This window comes from Brevundimonas sp. CEF1, from assembly GCF_051353055.1.
In the GTDB taxonomy this organism is placed as follows: domain Bacteria; phylum Pseudomonadota; class Alphaproteobacteria; order Caulobacterales; family Caulobacteraceae; genus Brevundimonas.
On the sequence record NZ_CP195593.1, the window covers coordinates 3,588,876 to 3,605,401 of the forward strand.

General features: G+C 67.7%; 17 protein-coding genes. 11 read left to right on the forward strand and 6 right to left on the reverse strand.

The window, feature by feature from the left end; translation table 11 throughout:
• Window positions 1-36 precede the first annotated feature (36 nt).
• Window positions 37-1,386: a trypsin-like peptidase domain-containing protein gene (locus ACR9FL_RS17940; protein WP_436356615.1), complete on the forward strand. Its 1,350-nt coding sequence runs from the start codon at window positions 37-39 to the stop codon at window positions 1,384-1,386.
• A 287-nt stretch (window positions 1,387-1,673) separates the two neighbouring features.
• On the opposite strand, the gene fabB is transcribed toward ACR9FL_RS17940, so the two are convergent.
• The 3 genes from fabB to ACR9FL_RS17955 form a co-directional block, all read right to left on the reverse strand.
• Window positions 1,674-2,903 carry a beta-ketoacyl-ACP synthase I gene (gene fabB / locus ACR9FL_RS17945; protein WP_296175931.1) on the reverse strand — a complete coding sequence of 410 codons (1,230 nt, stop codon included), beginning with the start codon at window positions 2,901-2,903 and terminating at the stop codon, window positions 1,674-1,676.
• A gap of 60 nt (window positions 2,904-2,963) precedes the next feature.
• On the reverse strand, window positions 2,964-3,503 hold the full coding sequence (gene fabA / locus ACR9FL_RS17950; protein WP_296175930.1) for a 3-hydroxyacyl-[acyl-carrier-protein] dehydratase FabA: 540 nt from the start codon (window positions 3,501-3,503) through the stop codon (window positions 2,964-2,966).
• Window positions 3,504-3,571: 68 nt separating this feature from the next.
• Window positions 3,572-4,141, reverse strand: a complete 570-nt coding sequence (locus ACR9FL_RS17955) for an SH3 domain-containing protein (protein WP_436356616.1) — start codon at window positions 4,139-4,141, stop codon at window positions 3,572-3,574.
• Window positions 4,142-4,194: 53 nt separating this feature from the next.
• Between ACR9FL_RS17955 and ACR9FL_RS17960 the strand changes: the two genes are divergently transcribed.
• Window positions 4,195-5,181 carry a 2-hydroxyacid dehydrogenase gene (locus ACR9FL_RS17960; RefSeq protein ID WP_436356617.1) on the forward strand — a complete coding sequence of 329 codons (987 nt, stop codon included), beginning with the start codon at window positions 4,195-4,197 and terminating at the stop codon, window positions 5,179-5,181.
• Between the two features lie 71 nt (window positions 5,182-5,252).
• Complete coding sequence (locus ACR9FL_RS17965) at window positions 5,253-7,271, forward strand: alpha/beta hydrolase family protein (protein ID WP_436356618.1); 2,019 nt, start codon at window positions 5,253-5,255, stop codon at window positions 7,269-7,271.
• Here ACR9FL_RS17965 and ACR9FL_RS17970 read toward each other — a convergent pair.
• Together ACR9FL_RS17970 and ACR9FL_RS17975 are read right to left on the reverse strand one after the other, a co-directional pair.
• Complete coding sequence (locus ACR9FL_RS17970) at window positions 7,268-8,032, reverse strand: HesA/MoeB/ThiF family protein (RefSeq protein ID WP_436356619.1); 765 nt, start codon at window positions 8,030-8,032, stop codon at window positions 7,268-7,270. The genes ACR9FL_RS17965 and ACR9FL_RS17970 overlap by 4 nt on opposite strands.
• A gap of 58 nt (window positions 8,033-8,090) precedes the next feature.
• Window positions 8,091-8,501 (reverse strand): BLUF domain-containing protein, encoded by a 411-nt coding sequence (locus ACR9FL_RS17975; protein WP_296175925.1) that lies wholly within the window; start codon window positions 8,499-8,501, stop codon window positions 8,091-8,093.
• A gap of 146 nt (window positions 8,502-8,647) precedes the next feature.
• Here ACR9FL_RS17975 and hslV point away from each other — a divergent pair, with 146 nt between their 5' ends.
• Both hslV and hslU read left to right on the forward strand, forming a co-directional pair.
• Window positions 8,648-9,202: an ATP-dependent protease subunit HslV gene (hslV, locus tag ACR9FL_RS17980; RefSeq protein ID WP_105562781.1), complete on the forward strand. Its 555-nt coding sequence runs from the start codon at window positions 8,648-8,650 to the stop codon at window positions 9,200-9,202.
• A gap of 72 nt (window positions 9,203-9,274) precedes the next feature.
• Window positions 9,275-10,579, forward strand: a complete 1,305-nt coding sequence (gene hslU / locus ACR9FL_RS17985; protein ID WP_436356620.1) for an ATP-dependent protease ATPase subunit HslU — start codon at window positions 9,275-9,277, stop codon at window positions 10,577-10,579.
• Between the two features lie 143 nt (window positions 10,580-10,722).
• Here hslU and ACR9FL_RS17990 read toward each other — a convergent pair whose 3' ends face one another.
• Window positions 10,723-11,463 (reverse strand): alpha/beta fold hydrolase, encoded by a 741-nt coding sequence (locus tag ACR9FL_RS17990; protein WP_436356621.1) that lies wholly within the window; start codon window positions 11,461-11,463, stop codon window positions 10,723-10,725.
• Window positions 11,464-11,542: 79 nt separating this feature from the next.
• Between ACR9FL_RS17990 and ACR9FL_RS17995 the strand changes: the two genes are divergently transcribed.
• The 6 genes from ACR9FL_RS17995 to ACR9FL_RS18020 all read left to right on the forward strand — a co-directional run bounded on the left by ACR9FL_RS17995 (window position 11,543) and on the right by ACR9FL_RS18020 (window position 16,493).
• The gene (locus tag ACR9FL_RS17995; RefSeq protein WP_436356622.1) at window positions 11,543-12,523 is read left to right on the forward strand and encodes a glycosyltransferase family 9 protein; all 981 of its coding nucleotides are present in this window, start codon (window positions 11,543-11,545) and stop codon (window positions 12,521-12,523) included.
• 124 nt (window positions 12,524-12,647) lie between these two features.
• Complete coding sequence (gene infC, locus ACR9FL_RS18000) at window positions 12,648-13,169, forward strand: translation initiation factor IF-3 (protein WP_105562777.1); 522 nt, start codon at window positions 12,648-12,650, stop codon at window positions 13,167-13,169.
• 128 nt (window positions 13,170-13,297) lie between these two features.
• Complete coding sequence (locus ACR9FL_RS18005; RefSeq protein WP_436356623.1) at window positions 13,298-15,283, forward strand: alpha/beta hydrolase family protein; 1,986 nt, start codon at window positions 13,298-13,300, stop codon at window positions 15,281-15,283.
• Window positions 15,284-15,439: 156 nt separating this feature from the next.
• A complete protein-coding gene (gene rpmI, locus ACR9FL_RS18010; protein WP_003166435.1) occupies window positions 15,440-15,637 on the forward strand; it encodes a 50S ribosomal protein L35 in 198 nt (65 codons plus the stop codon).
• A 111-nt stretch (window positions 15,638-15,748) separates the two neighbouring features.
• Window positions 15,749-16,105: a 50S ribosomal protein L20 gene (rplT, locus tag ACR9FL_RS18015; RefSeq protein ID WP_296176061.1), complete on the forward strand. Its 357-nt coding sequence runs from the start codon at window positions 15,749-15,751 to the stop codon at window positions 16,103-16,105.
• A gap of 184 nt (window positions 16,106-16,289) precedes the next feature.
• On the forward strand, window positions 16,290-16,493 hold the full coding sequence (locus ACR9FL_RS18020) for a dodecin family protein (protein WP_105562775.1): 204 nt from the start codon (window positions 16,290-16,292) through the stop codon (window positions 16,491-16,493).
• Window positions 16,494-16,526: the final 33 nt, after the last annotated feature.

A 16,526-nucleotide genomic window follows, 5' to 3' on the forward strand; every position in this document is an offset into this window, starting at 1 on the left:
GCCGCGCTAGGTTGTGCGCCTGTGAAGGGACCGACCATGACGCGACACACCCTGCTGGCCTCGACCGGCGCCGCCCTTGTCCTGATTCTGAGCGCCGCGCCCGTCGCGGCCTCGGCGGCGTCCGCAGCGACTTCGGCGCAGACGCCCGGCGTGCAGGGTCTGCCCTATGACGCACGACGCGGGGTCTTCACCTTCGCCGCCGGTCTGGACGCCTCCTTGCCGGCGGTGGTCCAGGTCACGACCCTGGGCCAGTCGCGCGGGCCTCGTTCGGACGGCGATCCCAAGCCCTCGCAAGGCGGGTCGGGCGTCATCATCGACGCCGCCAACGGCATCATCGTCACCAACCACCACGTCATCGAGAACGGGCAGAAGTTCACCGTCGACCTGATCGACGGCCGTCTGTTCGACGCCACCCTGATCGGCGCCGACAAGGCCACCGACATCGCCGTGCTGAAGATCGAGGGCGCCGGCCTGTCCCAGGTTCAGACGGTGGATTCCGACACCTTGCGCACCGGCGACCTGGCCTTTGCGGTGGGCTATCCCCTGGGCCTCGACCAGACCCTGACCATGGGCGTCATCTCGGGCCTGAACCGCTCGGGCATGGGCGACGCCATTGAAGATTACATCCAGACCGACGCGGCGGTGAACTCGGGCAATTCGGGCGGGCCGCTGCTGGACAGCCGGGGGCGGCTGATCGGCATCAACACCTCGATCCTGTCGGGCGGCATGGGCGGCGGCAACGACGGCATCGCCTTCGCCGTGCCGACGCGCATCATGATGTTCGTGGTCGATCAGCTGCGCGCCACCGGCGAGGTCAAGCGCGGCCAGATCGGCGTGGCCCTGGGCTCTCTGACGGCCGAGCGGGCGCGCGAGATGGGGTTGAACCTGGTGCGCGGGGCCGTGGTCTATGACGCCGCGCCTGGATCGTCCGCCGAGCAGGCGGGCCTGCGTCCCGGCGACGTCATCACCCGCATCCAGAACCGTCCGGTGGCCAACGCCGGCTCGGTTCAGGCCACGGTCGGCATCGCCCGGCCAGGGGCGGTCCTGCCGGTGGTCTATCTGCGCGACGGGCGCGAAGCCACGGCCAGCCTGACGGTTCAGTCGGCCGATCTGGCCGCCGTCCGCGTGGGGCGCAGCGCCGCCATGGCGCGCGGCCTGACCTTCCGCAACAGCGGCGAGGGCGTTGGCGCGCAGGTCACCGTGGTCGAGGGCGGCTCGGTCGCGGCGACGGCGGGCGTCCAGGCCGGGGACGTGGTGGTCGAGGCCGGCGGCGCGCGCGTGGCCGACATGGCGGCGCTAGCGGCGGCCTTGCGGGCGGCGGGCGGCGCGGTCGATCTGACGGTGATGCGGGACGGAGAGCGGACGACGATCAGCCTGCCCGGCTGATCCCGCTCGCCCCGAAGCCGTTTCCCAGGTCCAGACAGCAAAACGCCCGCGTCGCCTGGAGGGGGGAGGAAGGGCGATCACGGGCGTCTCTGCTTGGAGGAAGCATCGGCCCGTCGAAGCCCTTTAGCGGAAAAATCCTGGGGGGCTGGGGGGGCTGTTCAGGATCCGGGACTTTTCCGAACTCCGACAGGCCGATGATGCCTTTCTGAACGCTCATCCGGGCGGACGAAGGGCCGAATGGCGTTATTTTCGTGTCCGAGGCGACAAGGGACGCCGCCGCGTCGGCCTCAGACCTTGGACAGGATCAGGGTGCCGTTGGTGCCGCCGAAGCCGAAGCTGTTGGACATGACGTGCTTCAGCTCGCCGTCGTGGCGTTGACGCAGGATCGGCATGCCCTCGAACTCGGGGTCCAGGTTTTCGATGTGGGCGCTCTCGGCGGCGAAGCCGTGCTTCATCATCAGCAGGCAGTAGATGGCTTCCTGGGCGCCCGCCGCGCCGAGCGAGTGGCCCGTCAGCGACTTGGTCGAGGAGATCATCGGCAGGTCGTCGCCGAAGACGTTGCGCACCGCGCCCATCTCTTTGGCGTCGCCGACCGGGGTCGAGGTGCCGTGCGGGTTGAGGTAGTCGATCTTCGGATCGCCCGCCATCTTCAGGGCCAGCTTCATGCAGCGCTCGGCGCCCTCGCCCGAGGGGGCCACCATGTCATAGCCGTCCGAGTTGGCGGCGTAGCCGGTGACTTCGGCGTAGATGGTCGCGCCGCGCGCCACGGCGCGTTCGTATTCTTCCAGCACCACGATGCCGGCGCCGCCGGCGATGACGAAGCCGTCGCGGTCCTTGTCATAGGCGCGCGAGGCGACCGAGGGCGTCTCGTTGAAGTTGGAGGACATGGCGCCCATGGCGTCGAACATGTTCGACATGGACCAGTCGATGTCCTCGCAGCCGCCGGCGAAGACCACGTCCTGCTTGCCCCAGGCGATCTGCTCGGCGGCCGCGCCGATGCAGTGGGCCGAGGTCGCGCAGGCCGAGCTGATCGAATAGTTGATGCCCTTCAGCTCGAACCAGGTGGCCAGGACGGCCGAGGGGCCCGAGGCCATGGCCTTGGGCACGGCGAAGGGGCCGACGCGCTTGGGCGAGCCCTTTTCGACGGTCGTCTGGGCCGCCTGAAGGATGACCTGGGTCGAGGGACCGCCCTCGCCGACGATCAGGCCGATGCGCTCGTCCTTGATTTCGTCGGCGCTCAGGCCGCTGTCCTTGAGGGCTTCCTCGAAGGCGATGTGCGCCCAGGCCGTGCCGTTGGCCAGGAAGCGGGCGGCGCGGCGGTCCACCAGCGGGGCCCAGTCCTCGGCGGTGACGCCCAGGGCCGGGGGAGCCCAGACCTGCGAGCGGAAGCCGTACTTGGCGTGGTCGGCGGCGTGCTGGACGCCCGACTTGGCTTCGCGCAGGGAGGCCGCGACCTCGTCCTGGCCGGTGCCGATGGAGGAGACGATGCCCAATCCGGTGACGACGACACGCCGCATGGTGTTTCCTATCATTCAGTCTTCAGGCGCCGCGTTGGCCGCGGTCTGCGTTAAATGGGGTCAGGCGTCCGTGGACGCCACCGTGGCCGCGCCGCCGAACAGGCCGACGCGCATGTCGGCGCAGGTGTAGATGACCTCGCCGTCGGCCTCGAGCACGCCGTCGGCGATGCCCATGACCAGCTTGCGGTTGATGACGCGCTTCAGGTGGACCTTATAGACCACCTTCTTGACGTCGGGGGTCACCTGGCCGGTGAACTTGACCTCGCCGACGCCCAGCGCCCGGCCCTTGCCCGGTCCGCCGATCCAGCCGAGGTAGAAGCCGACCAGCTGCCACATGGCGTCCAGGCCCAGGCAGCCCGGCATGACCGGATCGCCGATGAAGTGGCACTGGAAGAACCAGAGGTCCGGATTGATGTCGAGTTCGGCCTCGACATAGCCCTTGCCGTAGTCGCCGCCGTCGGCGCTGATGGTCTTGATGCGGTCGAACATCAGCATCGGCGGGGCCGGCAGCTGGGCGTTGCCCGGACCGAACAGCTCGCCGCGGCCCGAGGCCAGCAGGCCTTCGTGATCGAACGACGACGGATATTGGGACTGGCTCAAGGGTGACGCTCCGGAAGTGTTGCGGGCGGGTTACACGACCCGGCGCGCCCGCTCAACTGTTGTCAGGTCTAGCCGCGACCGGCGCCGGCGGGCCGGGCGGCGTTGCACAGGGCGCGTTCCTGGGTTCCGAACACCGCCCGCTCGGGCACCCAGCCCCTGATCTTGCGCGCCCGCACCCGGCACCAGCCCTCTTCGCATTCGTCCAGGGAGACGATCGAGCGCGGCGACAGGCGGGCCCGCACCGAGGAGGTGGCGGACCGGCCGGAATGGATCATGATCTCCTCGGCCGAGCGATTGAAGACGCTGCGGCGGCCAGAGGCCACGGTGCGGTGAATCCAGGCGACCGAACCGTCGGGGTCGCAGATCTTGCGCCACTCCTTGGTCTCGGCGATCACCTGCACCGGCAGGCCGGCGGCGCGGTATTCCCACAGGATCTGATAGTCGAGGCCGGGGCCCTGACGGGCGCGAACCTGAGAGGATTTCAGCGTGACCCAGCGGGGGACTTCCAGTCCGGTCGGGGTCGGGCGACCGTCCGGCATGGTCGCGCCGGCGCCCGCGAGGACGCCCGATCCGAGAACGGCGATGATGACGGCGATACGCCGGAAACTTTTGAACCTGACCACAGCTTTGCTAGACACCGGATCGACACGTCCCGCACGGGCGCTTCCGCTCGACGAAACCCAGGCCTCCTATGTCCGCTCGCAAGCTTAAGGTCGTATTAACCAGACGCCTGCCCGATGCGGTGGAAACACGTCTGCGCGAACTGTTCGACGCCGAACTGAATCTGACCGACGGGCCGATGTCGCGCGACGACCTGGCCGCCGCCCTGCAGCGCGCCGAGGTCCTGGTCCCGACCATCACCGACCATCTGGACGCCGACCTCATCAAGGGGGCGGGCGAGCAGTTGAAGATGATCGCCAACTTCGGCGCGGGCGTGGACCACATCGATATCGACGCCGCCGTGGGACGCGGGATCATCGTCACCAATACGCCGGGCGTCCTGACCGAGGACACGGCCGACCTGACCATGAGCCTGATCATGGCCGTCAGCCGCCGCATCGTCGAAGGCGCCAATGTCGTCGCCGCCGGTCAGTTCGAGGGCTGGAGCCCGACCTGGATGTGCGGACGCAAGCTGTGGGGCAAGCGTCTGGGCATCGTCGGCATGGGCCGCATCGGCCAGGCCCTGGCCCGCCGCGCCAAGGCCTTCGGCATGCAGGTCCACTATCACAACCGCAAGCCGATCTCGGACATGATCGCCGAGGAGTTGGGCGCGACCTGGTGGGACGACCTGGATCAGATGTTGGCGCGGATGGACGTCATCTCGCTGAACTGTCCGGCCACCAAGGACACCCACCACCTACTGTCGGCCGAACGCATCGCCCGGCTGCAGCCCCACGCCATCCTGGTCAATACGGCGCGCGGCGAACTGATTGACGAGGCCGCCCTGGTCGAGGCCCTGGACCGCCGCGGCCTGTTCGGCGTCGGCCTGGACGTGTTCGAGCACGAACCGGCGGTGCATCCCGGCCTGATGGGCCGCGCCAACGTCGTCCTGCTGCCCCATCTCGGCTCGGCCACCATCGAGGCCCGCCAGGACATGGGCGACCGGGTCATCGCCAACATCATGACCTACCAGAACGGCCACCGCCCGCCGGATCGAGTCATTCCGGCGATGCTGTGAACGGCGTTACGCCGCTCTCTTGACCCGGTCCCCGTCTAGGGCTCTGGTGCTCGAAACGGCGGGAGGGATCGATGCAGGCTTCACGGACAGAAGGCCGCGCGGCGCTGTCGCGACGTGGCGTGCTGGGCGCGGGCGTGGTTCTGGGCCTGACTGGATTCGGTTCGGTCAAGGCGGCGCCGGCCGGGGCCTACGCGCTCGAGTATTTCTTCGATGCACAGCGAACGCGGGCGGCGGTCCTGTCGCCGTCGGGGGCTCACATCGCGGTCATGATGCAGTTGGGAACCCCCGCCGAGCCGCGCGGCGTCATCGACGTGCTGGACGCCTCGGCGCCTGAAGGAGAGCGGCGGCGCATCGAACTGGGGGCCTTGACCGTCGAGGCCCTGGAATGGGCGAATGACCGTCGCCTTCTGGCGCGGGTCGCCATCAAGAACGTCATCCGCGGCCGCAAGCCGGCGGGATCGATCATGACGGGCGACGGCTTCACCCTGACGTCGCGGCGCATCGTCTCCGTCGATCATCTGAGCGGAGCCACGGCTGTCCTGTTCGAAGGCGAGCGCCAGAGGTTGCGGCGGTCGCTGAATCTGGGCCACGTCATCGACATCCTGCCCGACGATCCCGACCACGTCCTGATGACGGCCTGGGAAGCGGACGGCGTCATGGGTCTGCACAAGGTCAATGTGAACGACGGCAAGGCCGAACGGCTGGAGCGGGGCAATAGCGCTACCATCGGCTGGCACACCCACCAGGGCGTTGCGGTCCTGCGCCGCGACATCAACAGCCGTCGGACCGTGGAGACGATTCACGCCCGCGCGCCCGGCGAGACGGAGTGGCGGTTTGTTCGTCGCAACCGCATCGTGGATGCGCCGGACTTCTCCTGGGTCGGCGGCGGCGGCGCCCCGGAGACGATTCTGGTGTCGGCGCGCGTCGAGGGCGAGGATGTCGAGGCCATCCGCGAGATGAATCTGCACAGCCTGGCCCTGGGCGCGCCGAAGCAGCCGAGGGCCGGGCGCGACGTGCTGTACGGTCTGATGGATGCGCGCGACCGCTACGTCGGCGCCGCCTATTACGGCGACCGTCTGGAATACGAGTTCGCCGAGCCGGGTCTGGCCGGGCACCACCGCGCCATGAACCGCTTCTTTGATGACGACTGCGACGTGCACATCATCCAGATCAGCGACGACCGCAATCGGTTCATCGCCTATGTCGACGGCCCGCGCGAGCCGGGGGCCTGGTATCTTTACGACAAGACCGCGCGCAGCATGACCAACCTGGGCGGGCGATATGCGCTGGACTTCCAGCGCCTGGGCGGCTGCGAACGGCTGTCCGTCTCCACCCGCGACGGAGCCTCTATCGAGGCCTATCTGACGGCGCCGCCGGGCGCCGCGCCGGGGCCGCTGGTGGTCATGCCGCATGGCGGACCCGAAGTCCGCGACTACCGTGGCTATGACCGTCAGGTTCAGGTGCTGGCGGCGCAGGGTTGGTGGGTGCTGCAACCCAATTTCCGCGGGTCAGGCGGCTATGGCCTGGGCTTCGCCCAGCAGGGCTGGCGGCGCTGGGGCGAGCGGATGCAGGAGGATGTTGAGGACGCCGTCGCCCAGGTCGTGCGGGACAAGGGGTTGGACGCAGGCCGTGTGGCCATCATGGGCGCCAGCTACGGGGGCTATGCGGCCCTGATGGGGGCGGTGCGGAGGCCGGATCTCTACAAGGCCGCGATCGCTATCTGCGGGGTGTCGGACCTGCCCGAGATGCTGGCCGCCGAGAAACGGGACGACGACACGCCGACCAAGGAGGTCTTCGGCTTCTGGAAGAAGCGGATCGGGGACCCAGACGTCGACAAGACCATGCTGGAGGCGTCGTCGCCACGCCGCCGCGCCGCTGAAATCGTCTGCCCCATTCTTCTGGTGCATGGGGTGGACGACCAGATCGTGCCGGTGGAGCAGTCCCGCATCATGAACAGCGCCCTGCGCGGCGCGCGCAGAACGGTCGAACTGGTCGAGGTGCCGGACGCGGGCCACGGCGACTGGGAGGAGGAGGTCGAAAAGGACCTGATGGGGCGCTATGTAGCCCTGCTGCGAAGGGCCTTCGCCTAGCCGCCGCACACCGGACAGGATGGATCGGCGGCGATCTTCGCGACCCGGCTGGTTCCGGCCAGGCCGTCATAGAGCATCAGGCGGCCGGTCAGGGGCTGGCCCGCCCCGGTGATCAGCTTGATCGCCTCCAGCGCCGCCATGGCGCCGATGACCCCGGCCAGGGCGCCGACGACGCCGACGCGGGCGCAGGTCTCGGCGTCGGGCGGGCTTTCCGGCACCAGGCACTGATAGCAGGGCCGACCGGCGAAGACCCCGACCTGACCGTTCCAGCGACCGAGGGCGCCCGATACCAGAGGCTTGCCCGCCGCCACGCAGGTGGCGTTGACGGCGAAGCGCGTGTCGAAATCATCCGTCCCGTCCAGCACAACGTCGAAGCGCTCGATCACGGCCTGGGCGTTGTCGGGCGTCAGGCGCTCGACGAAGGGCTCGACGGCGACGTGGGGGTTGAGGGCGGTCAGGCGACCGGCGCCCGCCTCGACCTTGGGCCGGTCGGCGTCGGCCGTGGTGAAGATGATCTGGCGCTGGAGGTTCGACAGGGCCACCGCGTCATGGTCGATCAGGCCCAGCGTCCCGACCCCGGCGGCGGCCAGATAGAGGGCGGCGGGCGCGCCGACCCCGCCCATGCCGACGATGAGGACGCGGGCGCGCTTCAAGGCCTGCTGGCCCGGACCGCCGATCTCGGACAGCACCAGCTGGCGGGCGTAGCGGTCGACTTCCTCGTCGGAGAAGCGGACAGGGGCGGGGAGGGGGGGCTGGGTCACGGCGACCTGTCTAGCGCAGTCGGACCCAGTCGTCAGGGTGCGGCGTCAGGAGCCGACGTCAGGCCGGAAGCGGCAAGGCCCCGGCGGCGGCGCTCAGGAGCGCCTCGGCCCGATCCGGATTCAACTGATCCAGCGTTGCGCCGTTCAGAACTCGCGCCGCGTCGGGCGTCATCTCGACCAGGGTCATCGGCCATTCGCGGAACAGGCGTTCCGACACGTCCTGATCCGACAGCAGTCGAAGGTTCTCGTGGCGGGGGTCGAGGCGCAGCCGATCCATGAGGCGATCCACATCGGCGCGGCGGCCTTCAATGGCCTGCATGAAGCGGCCGCCGTGACGCATCAGAACCCCGGTAAGACCTTCGCGGCGGTTGTTGCGGTCCGAAGCGCCGAGAATTTCGGCCAGGACCAGAAGGCTGGTCGCCGCGCCGCCGACGGCGTCGCTGACATAGATGGCGCGGTGCAGAGGCAAGGCGGGTACTCGAACTGAACGCGAAGGCGACGCGACTGGGGCGGGTTCCGTGTCACGGACGGAGGCGACAGGCAAGCTGTGCCGCGCCCATCCTGCGACGCGAGGGCGTCTTGCGAGCGGCGCGGTTCCTCGCCATCTGATCGGCCATGACCCAGACCTCAAGCTTCCCCGACTGGCACGGCACCACCATTCTGGCGGTGCGCAAGAACGGCCGCACCGTCATCGCCGGCGACGGCCAGGTCTCGATGGGGCCGACCATCGTCAAGGGGGCGGCGCGCAAGGTCCGCACCCTGGCCGGCGGCAAGGTGCTGGCGGGCTTCGCCGGAGCCACGGCCGACGCCCTGACCCTGATCGAGCGTCTGGAAGCCAAGCTGGAGCAGTATCCCGACCAGTTGGCCCGGGCCTGCGTCGAGCTGGCCAAGGACTGGCGCACCGACCGTTACCTGCGTCGGCTGGAAGCCATGCTGCTGGTCGCCGACAAGGACACGATTCTGACGGTCACCGGCGTCGGCGATGTGCTGGAGCCGGAATACGGCGTGGCCGCTGTCGGTTCGGGCGGCAACTACGCCCTGGCCGCCGCCCGCGCCCTGATCGATGAAAACAGCGAGCTGGACGCCGAGCAGATCGCCCGCAAGGCCATGAAGATCGCCGCCGACATCTGCGTCTACACCAACGGCAATCTGACCATTGAAAGTTTGTAGGGCGCTATCGCTCGCCGCGCGGCGGCTTGCTGCTTGAGCGCCTGATACGTGTATTTCTGGACCGTCTGAACCATGACCGACCTGTCTCCCCGCGAAATCGTTTCCGAACTGGACCGCTATATCGTCGGTCAGGACGACGCCAAGCGCGCCGTGGCCGTGGCCCTGCGCAACCGCTGGCGCCGCAAGCGCGTGCCTGAGGATCTGCGTGACGAGGTCACGCCCAAGAACATTCTGATGATCGGCCCGACGGGCGTCGGCAAGACCGAGATCGCCCGGCGTCTGGCCAAGCTGGCCGGCTCGCCCTTCCTCAAGGTCGAGGCGACCAAGTTCACCGAGGTCGGCTACGTCGGCCACGACGTCGATCAGATCATGCGCGATCTGGTCGAGAGCGCCCTGGTCATGGTGCGCGACAAGCGCCGCTCGGGGGTCAAGGCGCGCGCCGAGGGCCAGGCCGAGGAGCGCATTCTGGACGCCCTGGTCGGACCGGGCTCGCAGCCCGCGACGCGCGACGCCTTCAGGAAGAAGCTGCGCGCCGGGGAGTTGGACGACAAGGAGATCGAGATCGCCCTGGCCGACACGACCTCGCCCCTGCAAGGCCTGGACATGCCGGGCGGCGGCGGCAACGTCGGCCTGCTGAACCTGTCGGACCTGCTGGGCAAGATGGGGGGCGGGCGCACCAAGACGGTCAAGTTGACGGTCGCCGAGGCCATGGCGCCGCTGACGACCGAGGAAAGCGACAAGCTGCTGGATCAGGAAAGCCTGACCAAGGAAGCGCTTCTGCTCGCCGAGAACGAGGGCATCGTCTTCCTCGACGAGATCGACAAGGTGGCGGCGCGTCAGGGCGCATCCGGGGCCGATGTTTCACGTGAAGGCGTGCAGCGCGACCTGCTGCCCCTGATCGAGGGCACCACGGTGTCGACCAAATATGGTCCGGTGAAGACGGATCATGTCCTGTTCATCGCCTCGGGCGCCTTCCACGTGGCCAAGCCGTCGGACCTGCTGCCCGAACTGCAGGGCCGCCTGCCGATCCGGGTCGAGCTGAAGGCCCTGACGCGTGACGACTTCAAGCGCATCCTGACCGAGCCCGAGGCCAATCTGATCCGTCAGAACCAGGCCCTGCTGGAGACCGAGGGGGTGACCCTGGTCTTCACCGATGACGCGGTCGAGGCCATGGCCGACGCCGCCGTGGCCGCCAACAGCACGGTCGAGAACATCGGCGCGCGCCGACTTCAGACCGTGCTGGAGCGGGTGCTGGAAGAGACCAGCTTCAAGGCCTCGGACTTGTCGGGTCAGACCCTGACCTTCGATGGGGATCAGGTGCGCGAAAAGGTCGGCGAACTGGCCAAGAACATCGACCTGAGCCGGTTCATCCTGTGACCCTGCGCCGCCGTCATCCTCCGACTTGATCGGAGGATCGAGCGTGGCGGCGTGCTCGACCGAGCCAATGTCGCGCAGGCGGACAATCCGATCCTCGGGTCAAGCCCGAGGATGACGGGCGGGCAAGATCTGGCGGTGCGGGGTCAGTCCCGCATCGCCTCCACCGCTTCGACCAGACGCTCCAGATCGGCGGGGCTCGACAGCCGGTGGTCGCCGCCCTCGATCAGGTCCAGGCGCAGATCGCCGCCGCTCAGACGCTCGGCCAGCTCGACCTGATGGCGCCACGGCACCACGTCGTCGGCGCGGCCCTGCAGGACGTGGGCCGGCGCCGTGATGGCGATGGCGCCGTCCAGCAGCAGCCAGTCGCGCGCCTCCTCGAACATGCGACGGGTCAGGACATAGGACCCCAGACCCTCTTCGGTGATGATGGTCTCGCCCTCGCGCAGGATGGCCTGACGCTCGTGGTCGGCCAGACCCGGCCACATCAGCTTTTCGGTGAAGTCTTGCGCCGGATTGACCAGGACCAGACCCTTGATCCGTTCGGGGCGCGCCAGCGTCGCCAGTAAGGCCACCCAGCCGCCCATGGACGAGCCGACCGGGATGACGGGGCCTTCCAGACTGTCGATCAGGGCGACGGCGTCCTCGCGCCAGCGGCCGATGGTGGCCTGTTTCCAGTCGCCCGAGGACTGGCCGTGGGCGAAGTGGTCGTAGCGCACATAGTTCCAGCCGCGTTCGCGCGCCGCCGCATCCAGCGCCAGGGCCTTGGTCCCTTCCATGTCCGAGCGGAAGCCGCCGATCCAGACCACGGTCGGGCCGTCGCCCATGACCGCCTTGAAGGCCAGGGTCTCGCCGTCGGGGCGTTGCAGCGATTGGAGGTCGGACATGAAAGCTCCTCGGACTGTCATTCAGTGTGGAATGGCTTTAGCAGAGGCGGGACGTCTTCACAGGCCGCGAGAGCCCCGCTTGTCCGCACCCAAAGCCCTCTTTGTCAGTTCCAACCGCATCGGCGACTGCGTCATCTCTTCCGGCGTGATCCGCGAGATCGCGCGCCAGTTGCCCGGCGTTCAGATCACCGTGGCCTGCGGCCGCCCGCCCGCCCCCTTCTTCCGCTCGGCGCCCAACGTCGAGCGGGTCATCATCCTCGACAAGAAGAAGGCCGCTGGACACTGGGTCGATCTGTGGAAACAGGTAGCTGGCACGAAGTGGGATCTGGTCGTCGATATTCGCGGCTCGGCCCTGGCCTATCTGATCCCGGCCAAGCGGCGCATCGTCTATAATCGCCGCTGGGAGACCGGACTGCGCAAGGTCGAGATGGTGTCGCGCCTGATGGGGGCGGCCACGCCGCTGGACCCGGAAATCTGGCTCGACGATCAGGCGCGCGCCGAGGCCGCCGCCGTCATCGATCCGCAGCTTCAGGCCGGACCCGGCGCGGGGCCCATCATCGCCCCTCCTATCCTGGCATTGGCTCCGATCGCTCACCAGCCGGGCAAGTCCTGGCCCGCCGACCGCTGGGGGCAACTGGTCGAGAAGATGAAGGCCGAGCCCCGTTTCGACGGCTGGCGCTTCATGCCGGTCGGCGGTCCCGGCGACCGCCCGCCCGCGACCCCGGCGCTGCAAGCCGCTGGCGAGCGCGCCATCGACTGCGTGGGCAAGGGCGACATTCTGTGCTCGGCCGCCGTTATCGACCGGGCTGCCCTGTTCGTGGGCAATGACTCTGGCTTGATGCATGTCTCGGCGGCGCTGGGCCGGCCGACGCTGGGCCTGTTCGGGCCGACCGAATGGTGGCTCTATGGGCCGTGGGGTCCCAGGACCCGCACCGTCGCCTCCAATGAGACGCGCGGACAGTTCGCCCCGATCGAGGACCTGACGGTGGATCACGTCTTCGAGGGGGTGCTGGCCCTGCACGACGCCTACATCGGCGCCGCAAACCCCGACCAGCCTTGAATTACGGGGCTTCTATCGTCATATTCCGCCCGCCGGGAACGCGCCGCTCCGTCGCGCGCTGAGCCCTGCGAGATTATCGCCTGTCTTCTGACCACATAAGGAAACGACGCCCATTCGCCGTCCCATGCAAGCGCCGCCCGTCAAGGACGGGCCGCCCATCAACCAGGAAATTCGCGCCACGCGCGTGCTGCTGATCGACCAGAACGGCGAGAAACAGGGCGTCATGCCGCTGTCGTCGGCCCTGGAAGCGGCCGAGGAAGCCGGCCTGGACCTGGTCCAGATCGTCGGCAACGCCGAGACGCCGGTCTGCAAGATCCTGGACTACGGCAAGCATCGTTTCCAGGAGCAGAAGAAGAAGGCCGAGGCGCGCAAGCGTCAGAAGGTCGTCGAGCTCAAGGAAATCAAGCTCCGTCCGAACATCGATACGCACGACTATGAGGTCAAGGCCAAGTCGATGCACCGCTTCTTCGAGGAGGGCGACAAGGTCAAGGTGACCCTGCGCTTCCGCGGTCGTGAAATGGCGCACCCGGAACTGGGCATGAAGCTGCTCAACAAGGTGCAGGCCGACTTCGACGAGGTCGCCAAGGTCGAATACGCCCCGCGTATGGAAGGCCGCCAGATGATCATGATCCTGGCGCCGCGCTAAGCGCCGTATCGCACGCATCAGAGTAAAGCCCCGGTCTTCGACCGGGGCTTTTTTCTTGCCTGTCCAGCGACGTGGAGGCAGTTTGAATATCGATGATCGGTAAGGCGTTGCTTCGGGGGAGGCGCGACATGCGGGGTTTGCGATTGGCGACGCTGGCGCTTTGGGGCGTCTTGATCGCCGGCCTGTCGATCGGGGCGGTCAGGGCGGAGGCTCCGCCGCTGGCGGCCTATGGCGCCGCTCCGGCCATCGATTACATGGCGTTGTCGCCCAGCGGCGCCCTGATCGCCCGCATCGTGGTCGTCGATGAAGCGCGGGCTCTGGCTGTCACTCAGATGGACACGGGCAGGCATGTCTTTGCGGCCGCGATCGGCGAGGCCAAGGTGCGCGACCTGCTTTGGGTGGGCGAGACGCGGGTCCTGATCGTCACCTCCGAGACGCAGAGCATTCATGAGCTGGGCGTGCCGCGCTCGGAGCTGTTCTACGGGATGATCCTGGACCTGGAGACGAAGAGCCTGGTCCAGGTTCTGCGGCGAACGCCGGACGTGCTGGCGACGCTCTATGGCGGCGCCTCTGTGCGCCAGACGGCCCAGGGCGCGGCGGTCTTCACGCGGGGCGTCAACGTAAGCAATGGCCAGATCAACCTGCATCGCGTCGATCCGGGCACGGGACGGGGGCGAAGCGTGGAGTCCATGGACCGTGACACGCAAGGCTATGTCCTGGATGCACAAGGCGAGGTGATCGCTCTTTCCCGGTATTTCGAACGCAGCGGGCGCTGGTCTCTGCGTCTGCCGGATGGGCGAGGCTTCCGCGAGGTCTGGGCCGTGGACGCCCCGGTCGATACGCCCGTCCTCCTCGGTCTGGGGCGAACCCCGCGGACGATCGTGATCAGCGCGGACCGGCCGGATGTCGCCGCTGGCGGCGATGATTCGGAAACCGGCTTTGTCCTGTTCGAGGTCAATGTGGACAGCGGCGAGTGGACCCGCCTGCCGTTTGAGCACGACCCGGATTTTCTGGTTCACCATCCGCAAAGCCTGCTGCTGATCGGGGCGGGGCGCACGGAGGAGGGCGGGGTTCGTTATGAATTCCTGGCCCCGGAGGCGGCGCGGCGATGGGGCGCCATCGAGCGGGCCTTTCCCGACAAGGCGCCGCGCCTGGTGTCGTGGAACGACAGCCTGAAACTGATCCTGGTCTTCATCGATACCGGCGAGTCCGGCCTCTACCAACTGGTCGATTTTGAGACCGGCGTCGCCACCATCGTCGGCGACGCCTATCCGGCCATCCCGGCGGCCCAGGTCGGCAAGGTCCGTCCGATCCGCTATGCGGCGGCGGACGGGCTGGACATCCACGGCTATCTGACCCTGCCGCCGGGCGTGGAGGCGCCGACAAACCTGCCTTTGGTCGTCCTGGCGCATGGAGGGCCGGCGTCGCGCGACATCGCCGGCTTCGACTATTGGGCCCAGGCCCTGGCGTCGCGCGGCTATGCGGTCCTGCAGGCCAATTTCCGAGGCTCGACCGGATATGGGCGCGCCTTCCTTGAAGCCGGCTATGGCGAGTGGGGCCGCAAGATGCAGACGGATTTGTCCGACGGGGTCCGCTGGTTGGCGGCCGAAGGCGTCGTTGATCCCGCTCGCGTCTGCATCGTCGGCGGCAGCTACGGCGGCTATGCGGCCATGGCCGGGTTGACGCTCGACAAATCAGTCTATCGCTGCGGCGTATCCGTCGCCGGAGTGTCCGACCTGCGCCGGATGGTCAATTGGGAGGCGCAGCAGGAGGGCGAGCGGAACGGTCAGGCCGTTCGCTATTGGAACCGTTTCATGGGGGCGGCGCGACTGAACGACCGAGCGCTGGACGCTTTGTCGCCGGCCTTGTTGGCGGAGGCGGTCGACAGCCCGCTGTTGCTGATCCACGGCAAGGACGACACTGTCGTTCCCATCGAGCAGAGCCGGGTGATGGCCGAGGCTCTGCGGCGCGCGGGCAAGCCGGTGGAGCTGATCGAACTGGCGGGCGAAGACCACTGGATGTCACGCGCCGAGACGCGTCAGCGGATGCTGCGTGAAACCGTGCGCTTCCTTGAAGCGAGCAATCCGGTCGGTCCAATGCAGACGGCGCCGTGACTCCGCTTGCCTCGCGCGGGTCTTCGGCGTAAAAGCCGCCCCTTCGCGTACCGAACAGCCGGGCTAACAGGCATGCCTGGGCCGTTCGTTTCAGCTCCGCACCTTGGGCTCAAGCAGCTCGAAGAGCGGTAGCCCACTAAAATAGAGAGAGTGAAAATGCCGAAACTGAAGACGAAGTCTGGCGCCAAGAAGCGCTTCAAATTCACGGCCACTGGCAAGGTGAAAGCCGGCGTTGCGGGCAAGCGTCACCGCTTGATCAGCCACAACTCCAAGTACATCCGCCAGAACCGCGGCACCTCGGTCATGGCCGACGCCGACGCCAAGAAGATCAAGTCCTACATGCCGTACGCCTGATCGGCGCGCTGCATACCTGATCATCCTGTCACACTGAATTTGAACTCAAGCCTCTGAAGCAGTGAGCCGCCGCGCGGCGAACGTTAGAGGCTTCCCGAAGGGAAAAACAAAATGGCTCGCGTCAAACGGGGCGTAACGTCCCACGCCAAGCACAAGAAGGTTCTGAAGCAGGCCAAGGGCTTCTACGGCCGCCGCAAGAATACGATCCGCACGGCCAAGGCCGCCGTCGACCGCGCAGGCCAGTACGCCTACCGCGACCGTCGCAACAAGAAGCGTTCGTTCCGCGCCCTGTGGATCCAGCGCATCAACGCCGCCGCCCGTCTGGAAGGCTTCACCTACTCGCAGTTCATCCACGGCCTGGACAAGGCCGGCATCGTGCTGGACCGCAAGGTCCTGTCGACGATCGCCGCCGACGAAGCCGGCTTCAAGGCCATCGCCGAGAAGGTCCGCGCCGCTCTGGCCGCCTAACTCGCGACTGCGCTCAAGCAGCTCAGCCCCGCAGGCTGAGCGGTAGCGTATAAAGGTAAAAACGCCCGTCCCGTTCTCGGGGCGGGCGTTTTTCGTGGCCAGGCCTGACCTTTTCGCCCGATCAAGCGTTGGGGTTCGACAGCCGGGTCGACAGGCGACCTTGGCGGTTCAGGAGGCTTTGCCGATGTCCATCGCCCGCGTCACCGAAATCACCGCGTCGTCCACGGTCAGCTTCGACGACGCCATCACCCAGGGGATCGCCCGCGCCGACAAGACCCTGCGTCATGTCGAAGGCGCCTGGGTCCAGGACCAGAAGGTGGTGGTCCGCGACGGCAAGATCGCCGAGTACCGGGTCAATATGAAGATCAGTTTCGTCCTGGCGGATTGAGGGAGCGACTGCGCCTGATCGACGCTGAAGGCT

Coding starts and splice junctions, on each gene's coding strand:
- ACR9FL_RS17940 (WP_436356615.1), top strand. CDS start 37: ATGACGCGACACACCCTGCTGGCCTCGACCGGCGCCGCCCTTGTCCTG.
- fabB (WP_296175931.1), bottom strand. CDS start 2,903: ATGCGGCGTGTCGTCGTCACCGGATTGGGCATCGTCTCCTCCATCGGC.
- ACR9FL_RS17960 (WP_436356617.1), top strand. CDS start 4,195: ATGTCCGCTCGCAAGCTTAAGGTCGTATTAACCAGACGCCTGCCCGAT.
- ACR9FL_RS17965 (WP_436356618.1), top strand. CDS start 5,253: ATGCAGGCTTCACGGACAGAAGGCCGCGCGGCGCTGTCGCGACGTGGC.
- hslV (WP_105562781.1), top strand. CDS start 8,648: ATGACCCAGACCTCAAGCTTCCCCGACTGGCACGGCACCACCATTCTG.
- hslU (WP_436356620.1), top strand. CDS start 9,275: ATGACCGACCTGTCTCCCCGCGAAATCGTTTCCGAACTGGACCGCTAT.
- ACR9FL_RS17990 (WP_436356621.1), bottom strand. CDS start 11,463: ATGTCCGACCTCCAATCGCTGCAACGCCCCGACGGCGAGACCCTGGCC.
- infC (WP_105562777.1), top strand. CDS start 12,648: ATGCAAGCGCCGCCCGTCAAGGACGGGCCGCCCATCAACCAGGAAATT.
- ACR9FL_RS18005 (WP_436356623.1), top strand. CDS start 13,298: ATGCGGGGTTTGCGATTGGCGACGCTGGCGCTTTGGGGCGTCTTGATC.
- rpmI (WP_003166435.1), top strand. CDS start 15,440: ATGCCGAAACTGAAGACGAAGTCTGGCGCCAAGAAGCGCTTCAAATTC.
- rplT (WP_296176061.1), top strand. CDS start 15,749: ATGGCTCGCGTCAAACGGGGCGTAACGTCCCACGCCAAGCACAAGAAG.
- ACR9FL_RS18020 (WP_105562775.1), top strand. CDS start 16,290: ATGTCCATCGCCCGCGTCACCGAAATCACCGCGTCGTCCACGGTCAGC.